The following is a 20,245-nucleotide window of genomic DNA, read 5'->3' on the forward strand; positions in this document are numbered from 1 at the left end:
GCTCGGATACAGGCGATCTTCACCTCAAACGACACGCCACTTGGGGAATGCAGGTAAAAAGGCCGGTCACCGACCGGCCTTCGAACGTCTTGTCCTGCGCGCCCGGAGGCGCCGGAATATCCTACGACCGGCGCTTGGGACGCAGGCGCACCACCACATCGACTCGGGCAATCTCATAGCCTTCCGGGGCCTCGGGAATCCGCTCGACCTCGACCGATGCGCTGGGAATGTCGACGAGGTTGTTCTCGCCTTCGAGGAAGAAGTGATGATGGTCGGACGGGTTGGTGTCGAAATAGGTTTTCGAGCCGTCGACCGCGAGTTCGCGCAGCAGGCCGACCTCGGTGAACTGGTGCAGCGTGTTGTAGACCGTGGCCAGCGACACCGGGAAGCGCGCCTTGATCGCCTCTTCGTGCAGGATTTCCGCCGAGACGTGACGGTCGCCCTTGGCGAACAGCAGCCAGCCCAGCGCGAGACGCTGGCGGGTGGGGCGCAGGCCGACATCACGCAGCATGTGGCGCACGTCATGGAACGGGCAGCCGGTGCGGCCGGCACCGTCGCGCAGCTTGGCGACGGGCAGCACCGGGCCTTCTTCCTCCACGACCATGCGGGAGAAGGCTAAGTTCTGGGGGCGAAAAACTTCGCTCATCGCGTCTTCCGAACCATTATTATCGCCCTTCCCGCCGCGAGGCGGGAACAGGTCGATCCGCAGCTGATCGCACATTCGCGCACCATCCGGTCCTGCCGGGAGGCGCACGCATGGCGGCTTTTTCATCTGGCATTATATCTGCACGCTTGGCGCTGGGGCAATATCGGGCCGGATAATCGTAATTGTTCCAATCTGCGCGTGGGTTCACCCTGCCCGGTGCCAGCGGTGGGCCCGGCCGAGGTGTCCCGGCATCGCGCCCTGCCGGGCAGCCGGTGGTGTCGAGGTGCTGTCGCCTGCGTGACATAGGGAGTGCGTCCATGGCCGTTGCAGTGGCTTTGAGCGCGCGGGACGCTGTGATAGGAAGCGCGCTGCGTCAGGAGGCCGGGGCAGGAAAAAAGCCGTGCCCGAGCCGCGACGACCGGCGGCGGGGGGGCGCTCAAGGTAAATGGAAACAGCAAGCGTGGGTAACACCGAAACGATGACCGAGCGGCAGACGAGCTTCACTTACGAGGAATTGCTTGCGTGCGGGCGCGGAGAGCTTTTCGGGCCGGGAAATGCGCAGCTTCCCGCGCCGCCGATGCTGATGTTCGACCGCATCACCGAGATTTCCGAGGATGGCGGCCCGAACGGCAAGGGCCATGTCCGCGCCGAGCTCGACATCAAGCCCGACCTCTGGTTCTTCGCCTGCCACTTCATCGGCGATCCGGTGATGCCGGGCTGCCTCGGGCTCGATGCGCTCTGGCAGCTCGTCGGCTTCCATCTCGGCTGGCTCGGCTCGCCCGGCCGCGGGCGGGCGCTCGGTGCCGGCGAGATCAAGTTTTCCGGCCAGGTGCTGCCCACCGTCAGCAAGGTCGTCTACGGCATCGACTTCAAGCGCGTGATGCGCTCCAAGCTGGTGCTCGGCATCGCCGATGGCTGGGTGGAAGCCGACGGGGAAGTCATCTACCGGGCGAACGACCTCAAGGTCGGTCTGTTCCAGTCGTGACATCGGGCCTTGCGGGGCTCCGCCCGCGGGGCCATCTCGCGTGCCTTGGTCGTCTCGGATCATCTCGCGTGCTTTGAAGGAAAGGAAGCCTATGCGCCGTGTTGTCGTAACCGGAATGGGCATCGTCTCGTCCATCGGCAACTCCACGCAGGAGGTTCTCGCCTCCCTGCGCGAGGGCCGGAGCGGCATCCGCCGGGCCGATAAATATGCCGAGCTCGGCTTCCGCAGCCAGGTGCACGGCGCCCCGCAGCTCGACGCCAGCGAGGTGGTCGACCGCCGCGCCATGCGCTTCCATGGCGGCGGCACGGCGTGGAACCATGTCGCGATGGATCAGGCGATCCGCGATGCCGGGCTTGAGGCGCACGAGGTCTCGCATGCCCGCACCGGCCTCATCATGGGTTCGGGCGGCTCCTCCACCCGCACCATCGTCGAGGCGGCGGACATCACCCGCAAGAACGCCAGCCCCAAGCGCGTCGGCCCCTTCGCGGTGCCCAAGGCGATGGGCTCCACGGCGTCCGCCACGCTCTCCACCTGGTTCAAGATCAAGGGGCTGAGCTATTCCATCTCCGCCGCCTGCGCGACCACCAATATCTGCATCGGCAATGCCGCCGAGATGATCCAGTACGGCAAGCAGGACATCATGTTCGCCGGCGGCTGCGAGGATCTCGACTGGACGCTGTCCTGCCTGTTCGACGCCATGGGCGCCATGTCGTCCGACTATAATGATCGCCCCGAGGTCGCCTCGCGCCCCTATGACAAGAACCGCGACGGCTTCGTCATCTCCGGCGGCGCCGGCGTGCTGGTGCTGGAAGAGCTGGAGCACGCCAAGGCCCGCGGCGCGCGCATCTACGCCGAGATCATCGGCTATGGCGCCACTTCCGACGGCGCCGACATGGTGGCCCCCTCCGGCGAGGGCGCGGCCCGCGCCATGCAGCTCGCGCTGGCCGACGTGAAGGGCCCGATCGACTACATCAACCCGCACGCCACCTCGACCCCGATCGGCGATCTCAAGGAGATCGAGGCGATCCGCGCCGTGTTCGGCGACAAGGCGCCGCCGATCTCGGCCACCAAGTCGCTCACCGGCCATTCGCAGGGCGCGACCGGCGTGCATGAGGCGGTCTACTCGATCCTGATGATGCAGAACGGCTTCATCGCCGCGAGCGCCCATATCGACGAGATCGACCCCGCCTTCGCCGACATGCCGATCGTGCGCGCGCGCGTCGACAATGCGCGGCTGGAGCGTGTGCTTTCCAACGGCTTCGGCTTCGGCGGGGCCAATGCGGTGCTGGTGTTCCAGCATCCCGAGGCGTGATCGAGGCAGCGGGTCGGCGGAAGGAACCAGCAGAATGAGCCTGACGCAGGGCACTCCCCCTCAGGGCAACCTGATGCAGGGCAAACGCGGCCTCATCATGGGCGTCGCCAACGACCATTCCATCGCCTGGGGCATCGCCCGGACGCTGGCCGCGCAGGGCGCCGAGCTTGCCTTCACCTATCAGGGCGAGGCGCTCGGCCGCCGGGTGAAGCCGCTGGCGCAGAGCCTGGGCAGCGACACGCTGCTGGCCTGCGATGTCGAGGACCTCGCCTCGGTCGACGCCGTCTTCGCCGCGTTGAAGGAGAAGTGGGGCACGCTCGACTTTCTCGTCCACGCCATCGGCTTCTCCGACAAGAACGAGCTGAAGGGCCGCTACGCCGACACCACCCGGGCGAATTTCACCCGCACCATGGTCATCTCCTGCTTCTCCTTCACCGAGCTCGCCAGGCGCGCCGCGCCGCTGATGACGGAGGGCGGCGCGCTGGTCACGCTCACCTATGGCGGCTCCACGCGGGTGATGCCGAACTACAATGTGATGGGCGTGGCCAAGGCGGCGCTGGAGGCGAGCGTGCGCTACCTCGCGGCCGATTACGGCCCGCAGGGCGTGCGGGTGAACGCCATTTCCGCCGGCCCGATCCGCACCCTGGCGGGTGCCGGCATCGCCGATGCGCGCCTCATGTTCAACTACCAGAAGCGCAACGCGCCGCTGCGCCGCACCGTGTCGATCGACGAGGTCGGCGGCGCCGCGCTCTATCTGCTCTCGGACATGTCCTCGGGCGTCACCGGCGAGGTCCACTTCGTCGATTCCGGCTACAACATCATCTCGATGCCGCATCCCGACGCGCTGAAGACCATCGAGGACGCGGAAGAACGCGCCGCCGGCGAAGCGGCGGAGTAGCTCCGCCGCGCCGGAAGTCGGCCGTCAGTCCTGCTTCCACACCGGCCAGGTGTCGGAGAGCCGGTAGCCGGTCTGCCACGGGTCTTCCGGGTCCACCATCAATTGCGCCGTATGCGTCACGAAGGCTCGGCCCATGATCGAGGGCAGGATCGCCGGGCGGCCGCCCAGGGTAGTCTCGCCCTCGATCCGGCATTCGAAGCGCGAATCGAGGATGGAGCGACCGATGAAGGTCTCGCCCACTTTCAGCTGGCCCTTGGCGTGCAGCACCGCCATGCGGGCGGAGCAGCCGGTGCCGGTGGGCGAACGGTCGATCTTGCCGGGGCGGATCGCCACCGCATTGGCGCCCGACTTCACGCCGTCCGCCTCCACCACAGGCGCGGCGAACTGGCAGAACGAGATGTGGTTCCAGTCGGCATTCTCCGGGTGTCTGAACCCGAGCTGCCGGTTGGCCGCCTTGACGATGCGCATGCCGGTCTCGGCAAGGTCCTTCGCCTCGTCCGGGCGGATGGCGAAGCCCAGCGCATGGGCGTCGACGATGACAAAGCTGTCGCCGCCATAGGCGGTGTCGACGCTCAGCGTGCCGAGCCCTTCCACCTCCAGCGCCGCGTCGAGCTTGTCGGCGAAGGAGGGGTGGTTGCGCACCTTGATCCGCTCCGCCTTGCCGTTGCGGCAATAGGCGGTGACCTCGATCAGCCCGCCCGGCGCCTCCAGCACCATGTGCGTTTCCGGCTCGGTCATCGGCACGATGCCGGTGTCGAGCAGCACGGTGGAGACGCAGATCGAATTGGAGCCGGACATGGGCGGGGTGTCCTCCGGCTCCATGATGATCCACGCGGCGACCGCCTTCGGGTGCTTCGGCGGTACCAGCAGGTTCACGTGGCGGAACACGCCGCCGCGCGGCTCTTGCAGCACGAAATTGCGCAGGGTGTTGTCCGAGGCGATGAAGCGCGACTGCGCCCACACGCTGTCGCCGGGCGGCGGCGCGACACCGCCGACAATCACGTCGCCGACCTCGCCCTCGGCGTGGCAGCCGACGATGTGGATGACCTTGGAGGAACGCATGGGGGCCTCGTGTGAAGAGAGCGACACGCCCCCTCTCCCCGTCGGGGAGAGGGGTGGGGTGAGGGGACGTGCCGTCGCCCCTCATCCGGCCGGCTGTGCCGGCCACCTTCTCCCCGACGGGGAGAAGGAACGAGACGTCAGATCACCACCACGGGATCGCCGAGCACGTCGAACAGCGGGGTGATACCGAGCCCCGGTGCATCGGAGGCGGTCATGAAGCCGTTTTCGCGCCGGGGCGCGCCGGCGGCGATGTCCACCGTGCCATAGCTGTTGAAATCGGTGGCGGAGAAGGTGAATTCCTCCGGCGTCGAGCGGGCGAGATGGGCGATGGTGGCGGTCACGATGTCGCCGCCCCAGGTGTCCTCGATGGTCATCGGCGTGCCCGAGGCGACGCAGATGTCGCGCATCAGCCGCGCCTTGGTGAGGCCGCCGACCTTGGAGATCTTCAGGTTGATGATGTCCATCGCATCATCCGCCAGCCCCTTCATCAGCGTGCCGACGCCGTCGATCACCTCGTCGAGCACGAACGGCCGCGCGGTGCGGGCGCGCACCGAGAGGCATTCCTCGTAAGTGGGGCAGGGCTGCTCGATATAGACGTCGAGATCGGCGACTTCCGCGCAGATGCGGGCGGCTTCCGCCCGGGTCCAGCCGGTATTGGCATCGGCCACCAGAATGTCGGAGGCGTCGAGAATGGCGCGAGTGGCGCGGATGCGGTCGATGTCCTGGTCGGCATCGCCGCCCACCTTGAGCTGGAACTTGGTGTAGCCCTCGGCCTTGTAGCCGGCGATCTTCTTCGCCATCGCCTCGGGCGCTTCCTGCGAGATGGCGCGGTAGAGCGCGACCTTTTCCTGCGCCGCGCCGCCCAGCAGCTTGTAGACCGGCAGCCCGCTCACCTTGCCGAGAATGTCCCAGCAGGCGATGTCGATCGGCGCCTTCACATAGGGGTGGCCGCGCAGCACCGCATCCATGTGGCGGTTCAGCACGTTGAGATCGGTCGGGTCGAGGCCGATCACCTTGGGGCCGATTTCCTCCAGCCCGGCGCGCACGCCATGGGCATAGGCCGGAAGGTACGCCGAGCCGAGCGGGCAGCATTCGGCATAGCCGGTGATGCCGGCATCGGTCTCCACAGCCACCACGGTGGAATCGAACACTTCGATGAAATTGCCGTTCGACCAGTTGTAGCGGCCCTCCTTGAGGGGCAAGCCGACCTTGTAGGCCTTGATGCCGGTGATCTTCATGTCGTGCCCTTTCGCGGCCCAATCGGATTTTGCGAACGTCGTCATCCTGAGGTGCCCGGCCGCCGGCCGGGCCTCGAAGGAGGTTCGAGCAGGACGACGCCCTGCTCGACGATCCTTCGAGGTTCGCTTCGCTCGCATCTCAGGATCACGGTGCGTCGAAGGAAGAAAGCGTCACACCACCACGAAGCCGTGCGCGAACGGGTCGCGATCGTCGATGAAGATGGTGTTGTAGCCGGTCATGCGGGCCCAGCCGCCGATGGAGGGGATGATCGCGTCGCGCTCCCCCACCTTCGCCGCCGCCTCGACCCGGCCCTTGAACAGCGAGCCGATAATGCTCTCATGCACGAACTCGTCGCGCACCTTCAGTCTGCCGAGCGCGGCGAGGTGCGCCATGCGCGAGGAAGTGCCGGTGCCGCAGGGCGAGCGGTCGATCGCCTTGTCGCCATAGAACACCGCATTGCGCGCATGCGCCTCCGGATGCTGCGCCGCGCCGGTCCACAGGATGTGCGAGAGGCCGCGGATCTCCGGCTTCTCCGGGTGCACGAACTCGTATTTCGCGTTCAGCGCCCGGCGCAGCGCCGGGCTCATGCCCACCAATTCGCCGGCGGTGAAATCGGCCATGTCGGCGAAGGCCTGCTGCGGCTCGACGATGGCGTAGAAATTGCCGCCATAGGCGACATCGACGGTGATCTCGCCAAGGCCCGGACATTCGGCGGTGAGGCCTTGCGCGTAGAGGAAGGCGGGTACATTGGTGATCCGCACCTCTTCCACATACTGCCCGACCTGTTTGTATTCCGCCTTCACCACGCCGGCGGGGGTGTCGAGCATCAGCATGCCCGGCGTCTTCGGCGTCACCAGCCCGTGCTCGATCGCCATCGTCACCGTGCCGATGGTGCCGTGGCCGCACATGGGCAGGCAGCCCGAGGTCTCGATGAACAGGATGGCGATATCGCAATCGGGCCGCGTCGGCGGGTAGAGGATCGAGCCCGACATCATGTCGTGGCCGCGCGGCTCGAACATCAGCCCGGTGCGGATCCAGTCGAATTCGCGCAGGAAATGGGCGCGCTTCTCGATCATGGTGTCGCCGACGAGGTTCGGCCCGCCGCCGGCCACCAGCCGCACCGGGTTGCCGCAGGTGTGGCCGTCTATGCAGAAGAAGCTGTGTCGCGCCATGGAGGTCACTCGTCAGAAGCGGTCGGGGCGGAAGGGTTCGAGCGGGATGGGGGGCCGGCGCCCGGCCACCAGATCGGCGATCAGCTTGCCGGTCGCGGCGCTCTGGGTGAGGCCGAGATGGCCGTGGCCGAAGGCGTAGAACGCGGCCGGCGAGGCGGTCGATCGGCCGATGACGGGCAGCGAATCCGGCAGCGAGGGGCGGAAGCCCATCCATTGCCGGCCGCCTTCGGTGCGCAGCCCGGGCAGAAAGCGCGCGGCCTTGGTGAGCATGGCGTCGGCGCGCCTGAAGTTCGGCGGCGCCTTCAGCCCGCCCAGCTCCACCGCGCCGCCGACCCGGATGCCGGTGGAGAGCGGGGTCACCACGAAGCCGTGGCCGCCAAAGGTGAGCTGGCGGCGCAAATCGAAGGCGCCCGGCGGCAAGGTGGTGTTGTAGCCGCGCTCGGTCTCCAGCGGGATGAAATCGCCGAGCGACCTCGCCAGCGGGCGCGACCACGCCCCGCCGGCGATCACCACCCGCCCGGCGTTCAGCACCTGCCCGTCGGCGAGGCGCAGCCGCACGCCGCGCGAATCCGCCTCCACCCCGGTCACCTCGCCATGGACCAGGCCGGCCCCGCGCGCCATCACCGCGCGGAACAGGGCGAGGGCGTAGTGATAGGGGTCGCTTACCGTCTGCCAGTGCGGGGTGAAGGTGCCGGCGACGAAGCGCGGCGACAGGCCGGGCTGGAGTTCGGCGAGCCGCTCGCCGCGCACATGCTCGAATTCGATCCCCTCGCGCGCCCGTGCCTCCCAGCCCGGCTGGGCGGCGGCAAGCTCGGCCTCGCTCTCATAGAGCTGGAGATTGCCGTCGGCCCGGATGTGTCCGGCAAGGTCGGCCTGGGCGACCATGGCCTGCGTCGCCGTGGCGGCGAAGCGCATCAGGCCGCCCTGCGCGGTGAGCGAGGCGCGGTAGCGGTCGGGCAGGCTGGCACGCCAGAACCGGACCAGCCAGGGCGTGATCTGCGGGAGGTAGCGGGGCGGAATGGTGAGCGGTCCGAGCGGGTCGATGAGCCATTTCGGCGCCTTGCGCAGCATGCCCGGCGAGGCGAGGGGCAGAATGTCGGAGAAGGCGAAGGCCCCGGCATTGCCGAAGCTCGCCCCTTCCGCCACCCCGCCGCGCTCCACCAGCCGTACCCGGTGCCCCTCGGCCAGCAGATGGAACGCCGTGGCAAGCCCGACGATGCCGGCACCGACGATGGTGATTTCGTTCTTTGGGGAGGAGGCTGCTGTGGGCACGCTCTTAACCGCGCTTGTTCAAGTCAGGCGTCATCCCGGAACGGCCGCAGGCCGTATCCGGGATCGCGCGGGGAGCCGGCCGGCGATCCCGGCTCGGCGTCGTCGCCTTGGCCGGAATGACGCGATGCCGGCCAGGACCAAGGTGTCTCACGCCGCCTTGGCGAGGGTCGGGCGGGTGGCGAGGCTGTCGCGCACGATCTTCTCCACCTTGGCGCGCTGCTCGCCTTCCAGCGGCAGGCGGGGCGCGCGCACGCGCTCGGTGGTGCCGGTCACCATCGCTTCCACCAGCTTCAGGTTCTGCACCAGATAGGTCGACACGTCGAGGTCGAGCAGCGGGCGGAACCAGCGGTAGATTTCCAGCGCCTCGTCATAGCGCTTGGCCTTCATCAGCCGGTAGATCGCCACCGTTTCCTCCGGGAAGGCGACCACGAGGCCGGCGACCCAGCCGACCGCGCCGACGGCGAGCGCCTCATAGGCGAGGTTGTCGACGCCGGTGAACACGTCGTAGCGGTCGCCCAGCGCGTTGATGATCTCGATCGACCGGCGGATGTCGTCGGAGGATTCCTTGATGGCGACGAAGCGCTTGTCCTTGGCCAGCTCGGCCATGATGTCGATGGTGATGTCGACGCGATAGGCGATGCGGTTGGAATAGATCATCACCGGCAGGTCGGCGGCCTGCGCCACCGCGCTCATCGACGCCACCGTCTCCTTCGGGTTGGTGTGGTAGACGAGGCTCGGCACCACCATGAGGCCGTCGGCGCCTTCCTGCGCGGCGCGCCTGGCGAGGCTCGCGCAGTCGCGGGTGGCGGCATCGGCGATGGTCATCAGCACCGGGCGCTTGCCGGCCACCGACTTGGCGGTCTTCAGCACGGCAAGGCGCTCGTCATGCGACAGCATCGGGCCTTCGCCGAGCGAGCCATTGACGATGATGCCGTCGACGCCGGCGTCGATCTGCAAGGCGAAGCTGCGCTCCATCTCCTTGTGGTCGAGCGTGTCGTCTTCGTTGAACTTGGCGGTAACGGCGGGATAGACGCCCTGCCACATGGGAATGCTCCTTGAGACTCTTGCGAATGCGATCGATGGATCAGAGGACGGATTTCAGGAAGTCGACGGTTTCCGGCTGCTGCGGATTGCCGATCACCTCGGCGGGCGGGCCGATCTCGTGGATGCGGCCCTTGTGGAAGAAGGCGACGCGGTCGGAGACCTCGCGGGCGAAGGCGATCTCATGGGTGACCACGATCATCGTCATGCCCTCGGCCGAGAGCGAGCGCATCGTGTCCAGCACCTCGCCGACGAGTTGCGGGTCGAGCGCCGAGGTCACTTCGTCGAACAGCATGTAGTCCGGCGACATCGCCAGCGCGCGGGCGATCGCCATGCGCTGCTGCTGGCCGCCGGAGAGCTTTGAGGGGTAGACCTTCAGCTTTTCCGCCAGGCCGACACGCTCCAGCTTCTCCACCGCGATCGCCTCGGCCTCGGCCTTAGACTTGCCGAGCACCTTGCGCGGCGCCAGCATCACATTTTCCAGCACGGTCAGATGGGGGAACGCATTCCACTGCTGGAACACGATGCCGATCTTGCGGCGCAGCTTGTTCAGGTCGGTGCCGCGCCCGTGCACGTCGGTGCCGTCGACGAGGATGCGGCCGGAATTGATCGGCTCCAGCCCGTTGATGCACATGAGCAAAGTCGATTTTCCCGAGCCCGACCCGCCGATGACCGAGACCACCTCGCCCTTCTCGACGGTCATGGTCACGCCCTTGACCACTTCGAGCGAGCCGAAGGCTTTGTGGACGTCCTGGATTTCGATCGACATTTCGGTCCTCAGTCGTTCTCGCGCCAGCGCTTCTCAAGCCGTGCGCCGAGGCGGGCGATGGGGAAGCTCATCAGGAAATAGATCAGCCCGGCGATGGACAGCACGAACAGCGGCTCCTGGATGCGGGTGACGATCACCTGCGAGGAGCGCAGCAATTCGACCACGCCGATCCACCACACCATGGCGGTGTCCTTCATCACGCCCAGCGTCAGGCCGATCCAGCTCGGCAACGCCACCCTGAGCGCGATCGGGAAGACGATCTCGGTCAGGTCCTGCCGCCAGGTCAGGCCGAGCGAGCGCGCGGCGCGGCGCGTCGTGGTCGGCACGGCGAGAAAGCCGGAGCGCACGATCTCGGTGCAATAGGCCGACATGTAGAGCGCCAGCACCACGCAGCCGACCGTGAACGGGCTCCAGTGGATGCCGACAATGGTCTTGAACGAATTCGCCACCACGAGCTGGATCAGCAGCGGGATCGAGCGGAACACGTCCAGCACCGCGCCGAGCGGGGCATTCACCCACCAGGGGGAAATGGCGCGGACGACGCCGAAGAACACGCCCAGCAGGGTGCCGCCGAGCACGGCCCAGAAGGTGAGCATCAGCGTGACGCCGGCGCCCTTCAGCATGAACAGCAGGTCGTTGAAAGAGAAGGTGGTGTCGAACAGGGAGGAGAACATGGCGCGCCTCCCTCAGTAGCGGAACAGCCGCCACGCCATCAGGCGCGCGGAGACGGTGACGAACTTGGCGAGCAGATAGTAGATCACCGCCGCCAGCGCGAAATACTCGAAGGTGCGGAAGGAGCGGACATTGTATTCCTGGGTGACGCCGGTCAGGTCGTTGTTGAGGCCGACGATGACGCCGAGCGAGGTCATCAGGATCGCCCACACCATCTGGTTGGTCATGGGATAGAAGACGATGCGGAACATCTGCGGCATCACCACGAGGCGGAAGGCCTGGATCTGCCCCATGCCGAGCGAGCGGGCGGCGCGCACCTGGGTCGGCGGCACCGCGCGCAGGCCGCCGCGAAAGGTTTCCGCGAGGTAGCCGGCATTGTTGAAGGTGATGCCGGCGAGCAGGGCGACGAAGCTGTCGAGATGAATGCCGAGCGAGCCGAGGCCGAAATAGGCCATGTAGATCTGGAACAGCGCCGGCGTGTTGCGGGCGAGCTCGACCCAGGTCGCCGCCGCCGCGCGGAACACGCGGTATTGCGAGGAGGCGCCGACCGCGAGCAGGACCGCGAACAGCACGCCCAGCACCATGGAGAGCACGGCGATCTCCAGCGTCACCAGCGCGCCCCACAGCATGTCGGGCAGCGCGCGGAACGCCGGGAGCCAGTGGAAGGTGTAGTTCATGGTTCGCTCGTCGCTCGGGTCCTGCAGGCGGAGCTCGATAATGCAGCGTGCAGCCGGATGGCGGTCGTGATTGCAGCTTGATGATGCAGCCGCGCCGGCAGTCTGCGGATGCAGTCGGCAGCTGGCGGCCGCCACCGATATCAGGGCTCGCCCCGCGGCGTGTCCGTCCGCGCGGACGGCCCGGTGGAAGCCGGACCGCCGCGGCGGCGTGGGGTCAGCGATAGACGCCGTGCACGGTGAGGTCGGGCGCCTCGCCAAGGCCGATCCACTTGTCGTAGAGCGCCTTGTAGCGGCCGGTGCGGACCTGCTGATTGACGAACAGGTTCAGGTAGTTGATGAGGCCCTGCTCGTTGCGCAGGGCGATCAGCGCGACATAGTCGATGTCGTAGGGGGCGTCGCCGCCCATCATCAGGCCCTTGTACTTGCCGTCCTTCACGATCGCCGCGGCAACGGTGGAGGTGACCACGGTGGCGTCGATCTGGCCCTGCGACAGGGCGAGGAACACGTCGGCCTGGGACTGGTAGCCGCGGAAGGTGGTGCCGTCGCCCCATTTCTTGACGTCGTTCTCCAGCGCGATGGCTTCGAAGGTGCCGGAGACCGAGCCGGTCTTCTTGCCCTTGAGGCTGTCATAATCCTTGATGCCGAGCCCTTCCTTGGTGAGCACGACATTCTTGAAGGCGAAATAGGGGATGGTGAAGCCGGCCGTTTTGGCGCGCTCCAGCGTGTCGGAGGTCGAGGCGACACCGACATCGACGCGGCCGGAGACCAGCGCCGGGATACGGTCGGGGAACGGGGTCTCGACGATTTCCGCCTTCACACCCAGCGCCTTGGCGAGGTCGTTGCAGTAATCGACGTCGAAACCGATCGGCTCGTTATTGGCGTCGCGCGATCCCATGGGCGGGAAATCCAGCACCACCGCGCAGCGCAGCGTGCCGGAAGCGATGATGTCGTCGAGCTTGTCCGCCTGCGCGGGCAGGGCGGCGGCGAGCGTCAACGCCGCCGCGGCCAGAATGCTGAATCCCTTAGCCATGATGGCTCTCCTCTGAAGGAAGGTGTCTTCATTGTTGATGGCCAGTGGCGCCGAAGGCGGGCGCCAGTTCCGGCGACGGAGAAGAGCTTCCGATTTTTGGATCCAAGTTTCAATATCCATTTTGCCCGAACCGTGCGAAATTTACCGGCGGCCAGGCGATGGCATCGTGCGCGACCAGACGGCCGGGGCGCGAAGGGCGTGCCGGGCCGATGGATCGAAGGGGAAGCCCGGCGCTATCCGGGAGGAGGCAGGCAAGGTGAAGGTCAGGGTTACGGACATCGCGCAGATGGCTTCCGCGGCGGACGTCATTTTCGACGCGCTGCGCGAGGCGATCGCCCGGGGCGACATCGCCGAAGGCCAGACCCTGCGCCAGGACCACATCGCCCGCATGTTCAATGTGAGCCGCATTCCCGTGCGCGAAGCGCTGACCCGGCTGGAGGAGCAGGGGCTGGTGTCGACGCAGCGCTATCGCGGGGCGGTCGTCACCACGCTGTCCACCGAGGAAATTCGCGAAATCTTCGAGTTCCGCGCCCTGCTGGAGCCGGAAGTGCTGCGCTATTCGGTCGAGCGGATGTCCGAGGACGGGCTGGAGGCGGCAAAGCGCTTCGCCCACGCCTTTTCCACCGAGACCGATTCATCGCATTGGGGCGAACTGAACCGTAGCTTCCACTACAGCCTGTACGAGGCCTCGGGCCGGCCCTATTTCCTGCAGACCATCAGCGCCGCGCTCGACCGCGTCGACCGCTACCTGCGCGCCCAGCTGGTGTTGACCGACGGCATGGCGCGGGCGCGGCGCGAGCATGAGGGCATTCTGCTCGCCTGCATCCGGCGCGATGCGGAAGAGGCGGCCCGGCTCACCCGCGAGCATATTCTGGGGGCCTGCGTCTCGCTGATCGACTTCCTCGACCGCACCCGCGCCGCCAATGACCGGCGCCCCTGACCGGTCGCACGCCTGCGGCCGGTCCCACGCCGCATAGCCGGCGACGGGCTCAATGGGCGTTGCGGTGGATGATGACGCGGGCGGTCAGGATCAGGATGCTGACATCCAGCCACAGCGACCAGTTGTTGATGTATTCGAGATCGGCGGCCACCCGCGCCTCGATGTCGCGGCGGCTCTCGGTGGCGCCCCTCAGGCCACGGATCTGGGCGAGCCCGGTCAGGCCCGGCTTCACCGCATGCCGGCTCCAGTAGTCCGGCACGAGTTCCCAGAACAGCGACCCTTCCGCGCGCGAGCCCAGGGCATGCGGGCGCGGCCCCACCAGGCTCATGGTTCCCATCAGGACGTTGAACAACTGGGGCAATTCGTCGATGCTGGTCCGCCGCAGGAATTTTCCCAGCCGGGTGACGCGGCGATCATTGCGCGACGTCGATACCTGGCCGGTCGCGTCCGTCGCCTCGCTTCGCATCGTTCGCAGCTTGAAGCACCGATAGGCCCGGTTGTTCCGGCCCACGCGCTCCTGGATGAAGAAGGCCGAGCCGGGCGATTCGAGTTTCACCAGCAGCGCCGCGGCGGCGATCACCGGGGCGGCGGCCAGCAGGAGGGGGATGGCGACGGCAATGTCGAACAGCCGCTTGGCCAGCCGCTCGCGCAGATTGAGCGGGCCGCGCGAGATGAGCAGAGTGGTATGCTCTTCCCAGTGCGACACGCCCAGGGGATCGAAGCCGGCGAGATCGACCACGATTTCGGTCTCGAATCCGCTCAGTCGCATGGCCTCGGTCCATTTCAGCCGCTCGGCCGCGTCTGAGAAGGCGAGAACGACGCGGTCGGCATAGCCGATGGTGCGGCCGACGGCCTGGAAGAAGCCCGGGTCGTGCAGGTGGGGCGTGAGGCCGGCCTGCCGGACATCCACATAGGTGGTCAGTGAATCGCGCTGGCGCGCCTCGCGCTCGCCCTCGTCGGTCAACACGACCAGTCGCGGCGCGACGATGGGAAGGAACAGCCGGCGGATGAGCAGGGCGGCACCGAGCCGGGACAGGCCGACAAGCGCGAACGCCATCAGCAAAGTATAGCCGATCTCCAGGCGCGACAGCAGGCTGCCGACCTTCAGCGCGAAGATGGCCGTCAGGAAGATGCCGGCGGTGATCAGCAGGGCGGTAAAGGTCGACGAGATGGAGCGGGACAGCGATGTCAGCGTCGGTGCCGTGTAGGCCCGCAGCGTGATGGCCGCGAGAAAGTAGGTGGGGGCGAGGAAGAAGAAAATCTCCCAGTTGCCTTCGAACGGATTTCCATGCCGCAACGCCGCGCCCGCGAGGCACGCGCCACCGATCGCCAGCAGCTCCGCCAGCGCCACGCTCGCCGTGAGGCCGACGCGGAGCATGTCCCGATAGCGCATGAGCCGGTCGGGGGAAGGCGCGGCCCGGCTGTCGGCAACGTCGCGTGTGCAGCCATAAAGGCCGATCCCTTCCATGCGTCGCTGTTCCCTTCGGTCGGAATCAGGAGGTGAGGCGTAGGGGCGACAAGGCGGCATCAACCGGGTGGCCGCGCCGCCCGACATGTTCTGCAGTTTCCATCGTGTGAAAGGTGAACTCTAACGAGAACTCCAATCGGATTGCGCCCACGGGACCCGATGCGTGGCTGCGACAGCTTCATCCGGGGCCGCGCGAAACGCACTGCAAATTGCCGCCCGCCTCCTTATATCCCCGCCATCCGCGTGGTATCTGCATAGCAGAAACGATTGCTGCAGGGCAACATAATCAATGGCATTTGGGCTCGGAAATCTGATGAAGGTTTCATGGCACCTCCAAGAGCCGCGTGATGCTCGTTTAGAGTCATTTTATACTCAAATGTCACAAAAGGAAACGAAGGTCGTCGATGAGCGGCGGGACGCGTGACCGGCGGCGTGCCATATAGTTCTTTGGATCAATGGCCGTCCGCTTCTTCAATCGTGGACCATGGGCATCGGTCGCGACCGCTCCAAGAGTGGGTCCCTCTACAGCGGCGGCCGAGCCCGTCCGCCCGGGGGGCTCGGGCGGGAGATGTTTGAGCGCGAGATAAGGCCCCTTGTCGAAGAGCGGCTCGACCGATCGCCGGTGGTGGGGCAAGAATGGGTACGTCTGGGGCGCCCTCCCGTGGGTGCTGGAGGCGAGTACAGGGGTACGAAACGTAGATGAGCTTTGACCGCCGACCGCGCGCGGCCCCGATGTGGGTCGCCTTGTTTCTCGTGCCTGTCCTTCTCGCGATGGCCGGCTGTTCGACGGCGCCGAGCGCGCCGACCGCTGCCGCGGCCGATCCAACCACGCCGACCGAATATGTTCTCGGGACAGGCGACAAGCTGCGCCTGACCGTCTTCAATGAACCCTCGCTCTCGGGCGAGTTCGAAGTGAACTCGGGCGGCCTGATCTCGATCCCGCTCATCGGCAGCATCAAGGCGCAAGGCGAGACCGCGCACGGGCTTGAAACCGCGATCACGCAGAAACTATCCTCGGGCTACATGCGCGACCCGCGCGTCAATATCGAGGTTCTTCAGTACCGCCCATTTTACATCATCGGCGAAGTCTCGAAGCCCGGCGAATACCCTTATCGCAACGGCATGAACATCATGAGCGCGGTGGCGGTGGCGGGCGGCTTCACCTACCGGGCCAACGATCAGACGGTCAACATAAGGCGTGCCGGGCAGGCGCAGGAATACTCCTACCCGGTCACCACGACGACGATGGTGCTTCCCGGCGACATCGTGCGAGTCAGCGAGCGCCTGTTCTGATCGCTCCCCGGCCCGCCAACGCGGGCCGGGCATTCATGCGGCGGTGTCGATGCGCCGGCTCCAGCTTTGCGCAAGCCCGGCGCCGAGGATCGCCCAATAGGTGATCGCCACGGCCTGGATCTGCAGGCTGAAATCCACGGCCGCGTGCGACAGCACCGCCGCGCTGACGCTCAGCGCGACCAGCGTGATCATGTGCGGGGCCTCGCGCCGCAGCATGTTGGCGAGCATCGTGGCCAGCAGCACCGCGACCAGCACGAAAAGGGTCGCGGCGGCCGGAATGCCGAGGTCGAACAGCAGTTCGAGGTAGGTATTGTGGGCCTTGTCCCAGTGATGCCAGGGGGCGAAGGCTTCGGCGCCGCGATAGACCGAGAACATGCGGTCGAAGCTGCCATAGCCGAATCCGGTAAGGGGCGCGTCCTTCACCGCTTCCAGCGTCCGCGCGGCCACCGGCCACCGTGCGTCGCCCGCGCCGTGCGTGGCGAAGCGGTCGCCCAGATCGTCGCCGAACAGGACGAGGGCGCCGAACAGGACCGCCGATGCCGGAAGGGCGATGGCAACGATCAGCCAGCGTCGGCGTGTCGACGCCAGGGCCAGAAGGACCAGCGTCACCAGTCCGATGATGCCGGCGATAAAGCCGGCACGGGACACGGTGAGAAAGAGAGCGGCGGCAATGATCGCGGCGCAGACGAGAGTGACCACGGCGGATTTCAGCGTGACCTCGACAAGAGCGGCGGCGCGCAGGCCGAGCGGCATGTCGCGGCGCGACCCCGCACGCCGATAGACGTCAATCAGCAGGCCGACAGTGGCGACGAGGCCGATCCCGGCGTAGGTGGCGTAGCTGTTCTTGTTGACGAAGGTCGAGGTGACCTGCTGGGTATACGCCTCCCGCGCGAACCACAGCAGGCTTTCCGGCGCCAGCGCGTGCTGGGCAAGGCCGAAAACCGCGTAACCGACCGCGATGACAGTGAGCGCGCGCAGGAAAAGATCGGCCCGTCGTCCATCCCGGCAGAGCTGGAGAGACAGATAGAAGGCCATCGAACTCGTCAGCAGCATGACCAGCCCGCGCACGCCCGCGTCCGGCGTCACCGAGATGCTGCCGCCGGGCGGTTCGGCTCCGGGAACGCCCTCGATGACAGTTCCGGCGAGCTGCCAGAACGGGTTCTGCCAGTCCGCCGGCGCCAGGGGCGACAGCTGGAAGAGAATCCAGCCGACAAGCGCTACCCAGAGCAGAAGCCCCCACCAGAGTCGGCGCGGCGCGACCGGAGGCCGCGAGCCGCTGATCAGGAGACCGGCCTCGAACAGGATAAGCAGTCCGCCGAACAGCACCGCATTCACGCCCCAGGCGATGAGCCGGTTGCTGCCGAGCAGAAACGGCACCCAGGCGAGACTCAGCAGCAGGCCGAGAAAGATGAGGTCATTGAAGGTCTCGTGGCCGGTGCGGCGCGCGAGAAACGCCGTCGGGCGAGCCGCCGCGCCTGCGGCCGGTGCCGTCCGCTGCCTCATGTGTGTATCACCCGTGCCTCTTCGCCTTCCAGCACGACGCAGGACAGGCGATGGGTGAGATAGGCGCCGGTGTCGACGTTGATCCGGTTCGCCAGCAGTTCCACCTCCATGGCCGGGGTATGGCCATGAACGATCCGCTTGCCGTGGTCGAGCGGTGAGCGGGTGAAGTCTTCGCGGATCCAGATCAGGTCGTCGAGCGTCTGCTGATCGAGGGCGACGCCCGGACGGATGCCGGCATGGCAAAAATAATAGTCGCCGATCTCGACCTTTCCGGGAAGTTGCCTGAGGAATTCGAAATGCGCGGCGGGGATGGCCGCCAGCGCAGCGGCGCGCACCTGCTCGGCCCGATCCGGGCCGATGAAACTATGGACCGAGACGCCATAGGAGAACAGCGTCTCGGCCCCTCCCATGCGCAGCCAGGGCTCGCAGTCCGCCTCGCCGGAAAGCGCCGCCAGCATCATGGCTTCGTGATTGCCCATCAAGCATGTCCAGGCCGCATCGGCGTGGGCGGCGGCGTCCCCGGGCGCCCGGTCGGCGGCGGAACTGGCGGAGAGGCGCTCGATGACGCCGGCGCTGTCCTCGCCCCGGTCGACGTAGTCACCCAGGAAGACGGTGCGGCAGAGATGTCGGGTGTCGGCGGCATCGGCGGCGATGGCCGCGAGCAGGGTGGTGAGCAGATCGTGGCGTCCGTGAATGTCGCCAATGGCGTAGACGCGAACTCCATCGGGGATTCGTGCCGGCGCGCGTCGGGTTTCGGGCGCGCGGAAGCGTGAAAACAACATGCCTAGCCCGAATTCAGAAGGCCGTCATGGTGCGGCCGGAGTGCGTCAACCTATCACGGCGAAGGGCGGGCGCAAAAAGCAACCTTCCGGATGGATGTGCTGCGCGGTCTCTACATTTCTCAGTAGGCGAGGGTAACGCCGGCAGTAACGAGGCTTCGAATATAGTTTTCGGCGCCATTTATATTATTGAAATTGGTCTGATAATCAGTAAACGAGTAGTTTATCTTGGCCACAGAAAAACGATTTATGAAATAACGCAGCTCCGCGCCGACAACATACTGGTTGTCCACGCGGGGAAACTCATCGTAGTCCTGATTCAGATAGTCAAACCAGCCAGAGACGACGATATTGCGGCGAAACTCATAGTCGAGCCGCACGCCGGCGTTGGAGCTGACGACCGCCGAGCCGGTAATGCCGTCATACTCGAAGTTGGAGGTTGTGACCTGCTGCCCCGCCGTGAAGGTGGCGGTCACCAGCGGCGTGATGAACCATTGAAGGTTACCGCCGAAGGTCAAGCCCGAGCTACCGTCGAGATAGCCGTTGTCCGATTTCCAGTCGTAATAGCCGATGAAAGCTTCACCCCGCGTCAGGCGCGATGGCTCGAGCTGGATGCCGGTGATGACCGTGTACTCGTTCGAGTTGAAGTCGTCATTCTCAACATCGAACCAGTGGTAGGTGCCGCCGACGAACACGCTGGTCAGTGGGCTGATCTGGTAGCCGATGCGCCCATTGACCTCGTAGTCGCTGCCGTCGCGGTAGGATTGATCGGTCGGCTCGCCATCAAGCCAGTTGGCGAAATCACGGTAGCGGAAGTCGAACCCACCGGTCGTCCAGAGCCGGTTGAAGCGCTTGTCGAAGCTCACGCCGGCCGTTGTCTGGTTGTACGGCAGCGGCTCGCCGAGATTGTCCGCATTGGTCTCGTCGTCGCCCGGGAGCTCGTTGAGATGCGCAAAGCGCGCATAGCCGCCAATGTTGAAGTCCGTGGTGACATCGACGCGCCCGCGGGCGCCGGCCGCGTAGTTCTCGTAATCGGCATTGCTGTAGCGGGCGTAGCTCGTGCTCTCGAAGTAGCTGTCAAAGGCGAGGAAGTGGCGCGTCCAGTCCGACCGCAGGTCGAAGGCTGGCCGCACGGTGAACAGCCAGCTTTCCTTCTCGTTGGAATTGGCGGCGGTGATGTTGGAATCGTAGCCGGTTTCCAGCTTGAGTGTCGGAAACAGGATGAAGGAACCGACCGGCACGCCGAGCGGCATGTAATTGACCGGCTGGCGGTCCAGCACACCCGCCCGATCCGGGTCGACCTCGACGGCGGGCCGGTAGCTCGGCGCGACGTCTTCCGCCGACGCGACGCTCGTCGCCAGCAGCGCCGTGAGGCCGATCAGACTTCCGGTAAACTTGGGCCTGTTCATGAGCATTGACCTCATGACGGACTCGGCGGACTGGTCGTATCCGTCTGCCCTTGATCGATGCTGTCCTCGCTGGCCGAG

The 20,245-nt window shown here is 66.3% G+C and carries 19 protein-coding genes; 5 read left to right on the top strand and 14 right to left on the bottom strand.

Features of this window, described 5'->3' with window-relative positions:
* Nucleotides 1–121: 121 nt before the first annotated feature.
* Nucleotides 122–646, bottom strand: coding sequence for an iron response transcriptional regulator IrrA (gene irrA / locus KHC23_RS00130; RefSeq protein ID WP_271188758.1), 525 nt, complete (start codon nucleotides 644–646; stop codon nucleotides 122–124).
* 478 nt (nucleotides 647–1,124) lie between these two features.
* Between irrA and fabA the strand changes: the two genes are divergently transcribed.
* From fabA to fabI, 3 genes are all read left to right on the top strand, one after another.
* Complete coding sequence (gene fabA, locus KHC23_RS00135; RefSeq protein ID WP_213368122.1) at nucleotides 1,125–1,631, top strand: 3-hydroxyacyl-[acyl-carrier-protein] dehydratase FabA; 507 nt, start codon at nucleotides 1,125–1,127, stop codon at nucleotides 1,629–1,631.
* 91 nt (nucleotides 1,632–1,722) lie between these two features.
* Entirely contained in the window at nucleotides 1,723–2,943 is a 1,221-nt protein-coding gene (fabB, locus tag KHC23_RS00140; RefSeq protein WP_213368077.1) for a beta-ketoacyl-ACP synthase I, read from the top strand.
* A gap of 34 nt (nucleotides 2,944–2,977) precedes the next feature.
* The gene (gene fabI, locus KHC23_RS00145) at nucleotides 2,978–3,841 is read left to right on the top strand and encodes an enoyl-ACP reductase FabI (RefSeq protein ID WP_213368079.1); all 864 of its coding nucleotides are present in this window, start codon (nucleotides 2,978–2,980) and stop codon (nucleotides 3,839–3,841) included.
* Between the two features lie 24 nt (nucleotides 3,842–3,865).
* Here the strand turns inward: fabI and KHC23_RS00150 are convergent, their stop codons facing one another.
* The 9 genes from KHC23_RS00150 to KHC23_RS00190 all read right to left on the bottom strand — a co-directional run bounded on the left by KHC23_RS00150 (nucleotide 3,866) and on the right by KHC23_RS00190 (nucleotide 12,775).
* A complete protein-coding gene (locus KHC23_RS00150; protein WP_213368081.1) occupies nucleotides 3,866–4,903 on the bottom strand; it encodes a trans-3-hydroxy-L-proline dehydratase in 1,038 nt (345 codons plus the stop codon).
* 137 nt (nucleotides 4,904–5,040) lie between these two features.
* Complete coding sequence (locus KHC23_RS00155; protein WP_213368083.1) at nucleotides 5,041–6,141, bottom strand: cis-3-hydroxy-L-proline dehydratase; 1,101 nt, start codon at nucleotides 6,139–6,141, stop codon at nucleotides 5,041–5,043.
* 171 nt (nucleotides 6,142–6,312) lie between these two features.
* Complete coding sequence (locus KHC23_RS00160) at nucleotides 6,313–7,314, bottom strand: 4-hydroxyproline epimerase (RefSeq protein ID WP_213368085.1); 1,002 nt, start codon at nucleotides 7,312–7,314, stop codon at nucleotides 6,313–6,315.
* 12 nt (nucleotides 7,315–7,326) lie between these two features.
* Nucleotides 7,327–8,586 carry an NAD(P)/FAD-dependent oxidoreductase gene (locus KHC23_RS00165; RefSeq protein WP_213368093.1) on the bottom strand — a complete coding sequence of 420 codons (1,260 nt, stop codon included), beginning with the start codon at nucleotides 8,584–8,586 and terminating at the stop codon, nucleotides 7,327–7,329.
* 147 nt (nucleotides 8,587–8,733) lie between these two features.
* Nucleotides 8,734–9,630 carry a dihydrodipicolinate synthase family protein gene (locus KHC23_RS00170; RefSeq protein ID WP_213368095.1) on the bottom strand — a complete coding sequence of 299 codons (897 nt, stop codon included), beginning with the start codon at nucleotides 9,628–9,630 and terminating at the stop codon, nucleotides 8,734–8,736.
* A gap of 40 nt (nucleotides 9,631–9,670) precedes the next feature.
* A complete protein-coding gene (locus KHC23_RS00175; RefSeq protein ID WP_213368097.1) occupies nucleotides 9,671–10,396 on the bottom strand; it encodes an amino acid ABC transporter ATP-binding protein in 726 nt (241 codons plus the stop codon).
* An 8-nt stretch (nucleotides 10,397–10,404) separates the two neighbouring features.
* Entirely contained in the window at nucleotides 10,405–11,058 is a 654-nt protein-coding gene (locus tag KHC23_RS00180) for an amino acid ABC transporter permease (protein WP_213368125.1), read from the bottom strand.
* A gap of 24 nt (nucleotides 11,059–11,082) precedes the next feature.
* Nucleotides 11,083–11,745, bottom strand: a complete 663-nt coding sequence (locus KHC23_RS00185) for an amino acid ABC transporter permease (RefSeq protein WP_213368099.1) — start codon at nucleotides 11,743–11,745, stop codon at nucleotides 11,083–11,085.
* 214 nt (nucleotides 11,746–11,959) lie between these two features.
* Nucleotides 11,960–12,775, bottom strand: coding sequence for an ABC transporter substrate-binding protein (locus tag KHC23_RS00190; RefSeq protein WP_213368101.1), 816 nt, complete (start codon nucleotides 12,773–12,775; stop codon nucleotides 11,960–11,962).
* A 256-nt stretch (nucleotides 12,776–13,031) separates the two neighbouring features.
* On the opposite strand from KHC23_RS00190, the gene KHC23_RS00195 reads away from it, so the two are divergent.
* Nucleotides 13,032–13,715, top strand: coding sequence for a GntR family transcriptional regulator (locus KHC23_RS00195; protein WP_213368103.1), 684 nt, complete (start codon nucleotides 13,032–13,034; stop codon nucleotides 13,713–13,715).
* A 49-nt stretch (nucleotides 13,716–13,764) separates the two neighbouring features.
* Here KHC23_RS00195 and KHC23_RS00200 read toward each other — a convergent pair whose 3' ends face one another.
* Entirely contained in the window at nucleotides 13,765–15,183 is a 1,419-nt protein-coding gene (locus KHC23_RS00200) for an exopolysaccharide biosynthesis polyprenyl glycosylphosphotransferase (RefSeq protein ID WP_213368112.1), read from the bottom strand.
* Nucleotides 15,184–15,882: 699 nt separating this feature from the next.
* Between KHC23_RS00200 and KHC23_RS00205 the strand changes: the two genes are divergently transcribed.
* On the top strand, nucleotides 15,883–16,476 hold the full coding sequence (locus tag KHC23_RS00205; RefSeq protein ID WP_213368114.1) for a polysaccharide biosynthesis/export family protein: 594 nt from the start codon (nucleotides 15,883–15,885) through the stop codon (nucleotides 16,474–16,476).
* A gap of 33 nt (nucleotides 16,477–16,509) precedes the next feature.
* Here the strand turns inward: KHC23_RS00205 and KHC23_RS00210 are convergent, their stop codons facing one another.
* From KHC23_RS00210 to KHC23_RS00220, 3 genes are all read right to left on the bottom strand, one after another.
* A complete protein-coding gene (locus KHC23_RS00210) occupies nucleotides 16,510–17,979 on the bottom strand; it encodes an O-antigen ligase family protein (RefSeq protein WP_213368116.1) in 1,470 nt (489 codons plus the stop codon).
* Nucleotides 17,976–18,761 (bottom strand): metallophosphoesterase family protein, encoded by a 786-nt coding sequence (locus tag KHC23_RS00215; protein ID WP_213368118.1) that lies wholly within the window; start codon nucleotides 18,759–18,761, stop codon nucleotides 17,976–17,978. Before KHC23_RS00215 ends, KHC23_RS00210 begins: the two co-directional genes overlap by 4 nt.
* A gap of 119 nt (nucleotides 18,762–18,880) precedes the next feature.
* The gene (locus tag KHC23_RS00220; protein WP_246543931.1) at nucleotides 18,881–20,182 is read right to left on the bottom strand and encodes an outer membrane beta-barrel protein; all 1,302 of its coding nucleotides are present in this window, start codon (nucleotides 20,180–20,182) and stop codon (nucleotides 18,881–18,883) included.
* Nucleotides 20,183–20,245: the final 63 nt, after the last annotated feature.

The sequence above is a fragment of the Ancylobacter dichloromethanicus genome (genome assembly GCF_018390645.1).
Taxonomy (GTDB): Bacteria; Pseudomonadota; Alphaproteobacteria; order Rhizobiales; family Xanthobacteraceae; genus Ancylobacter; species Ancylobacter dichloromethanicus.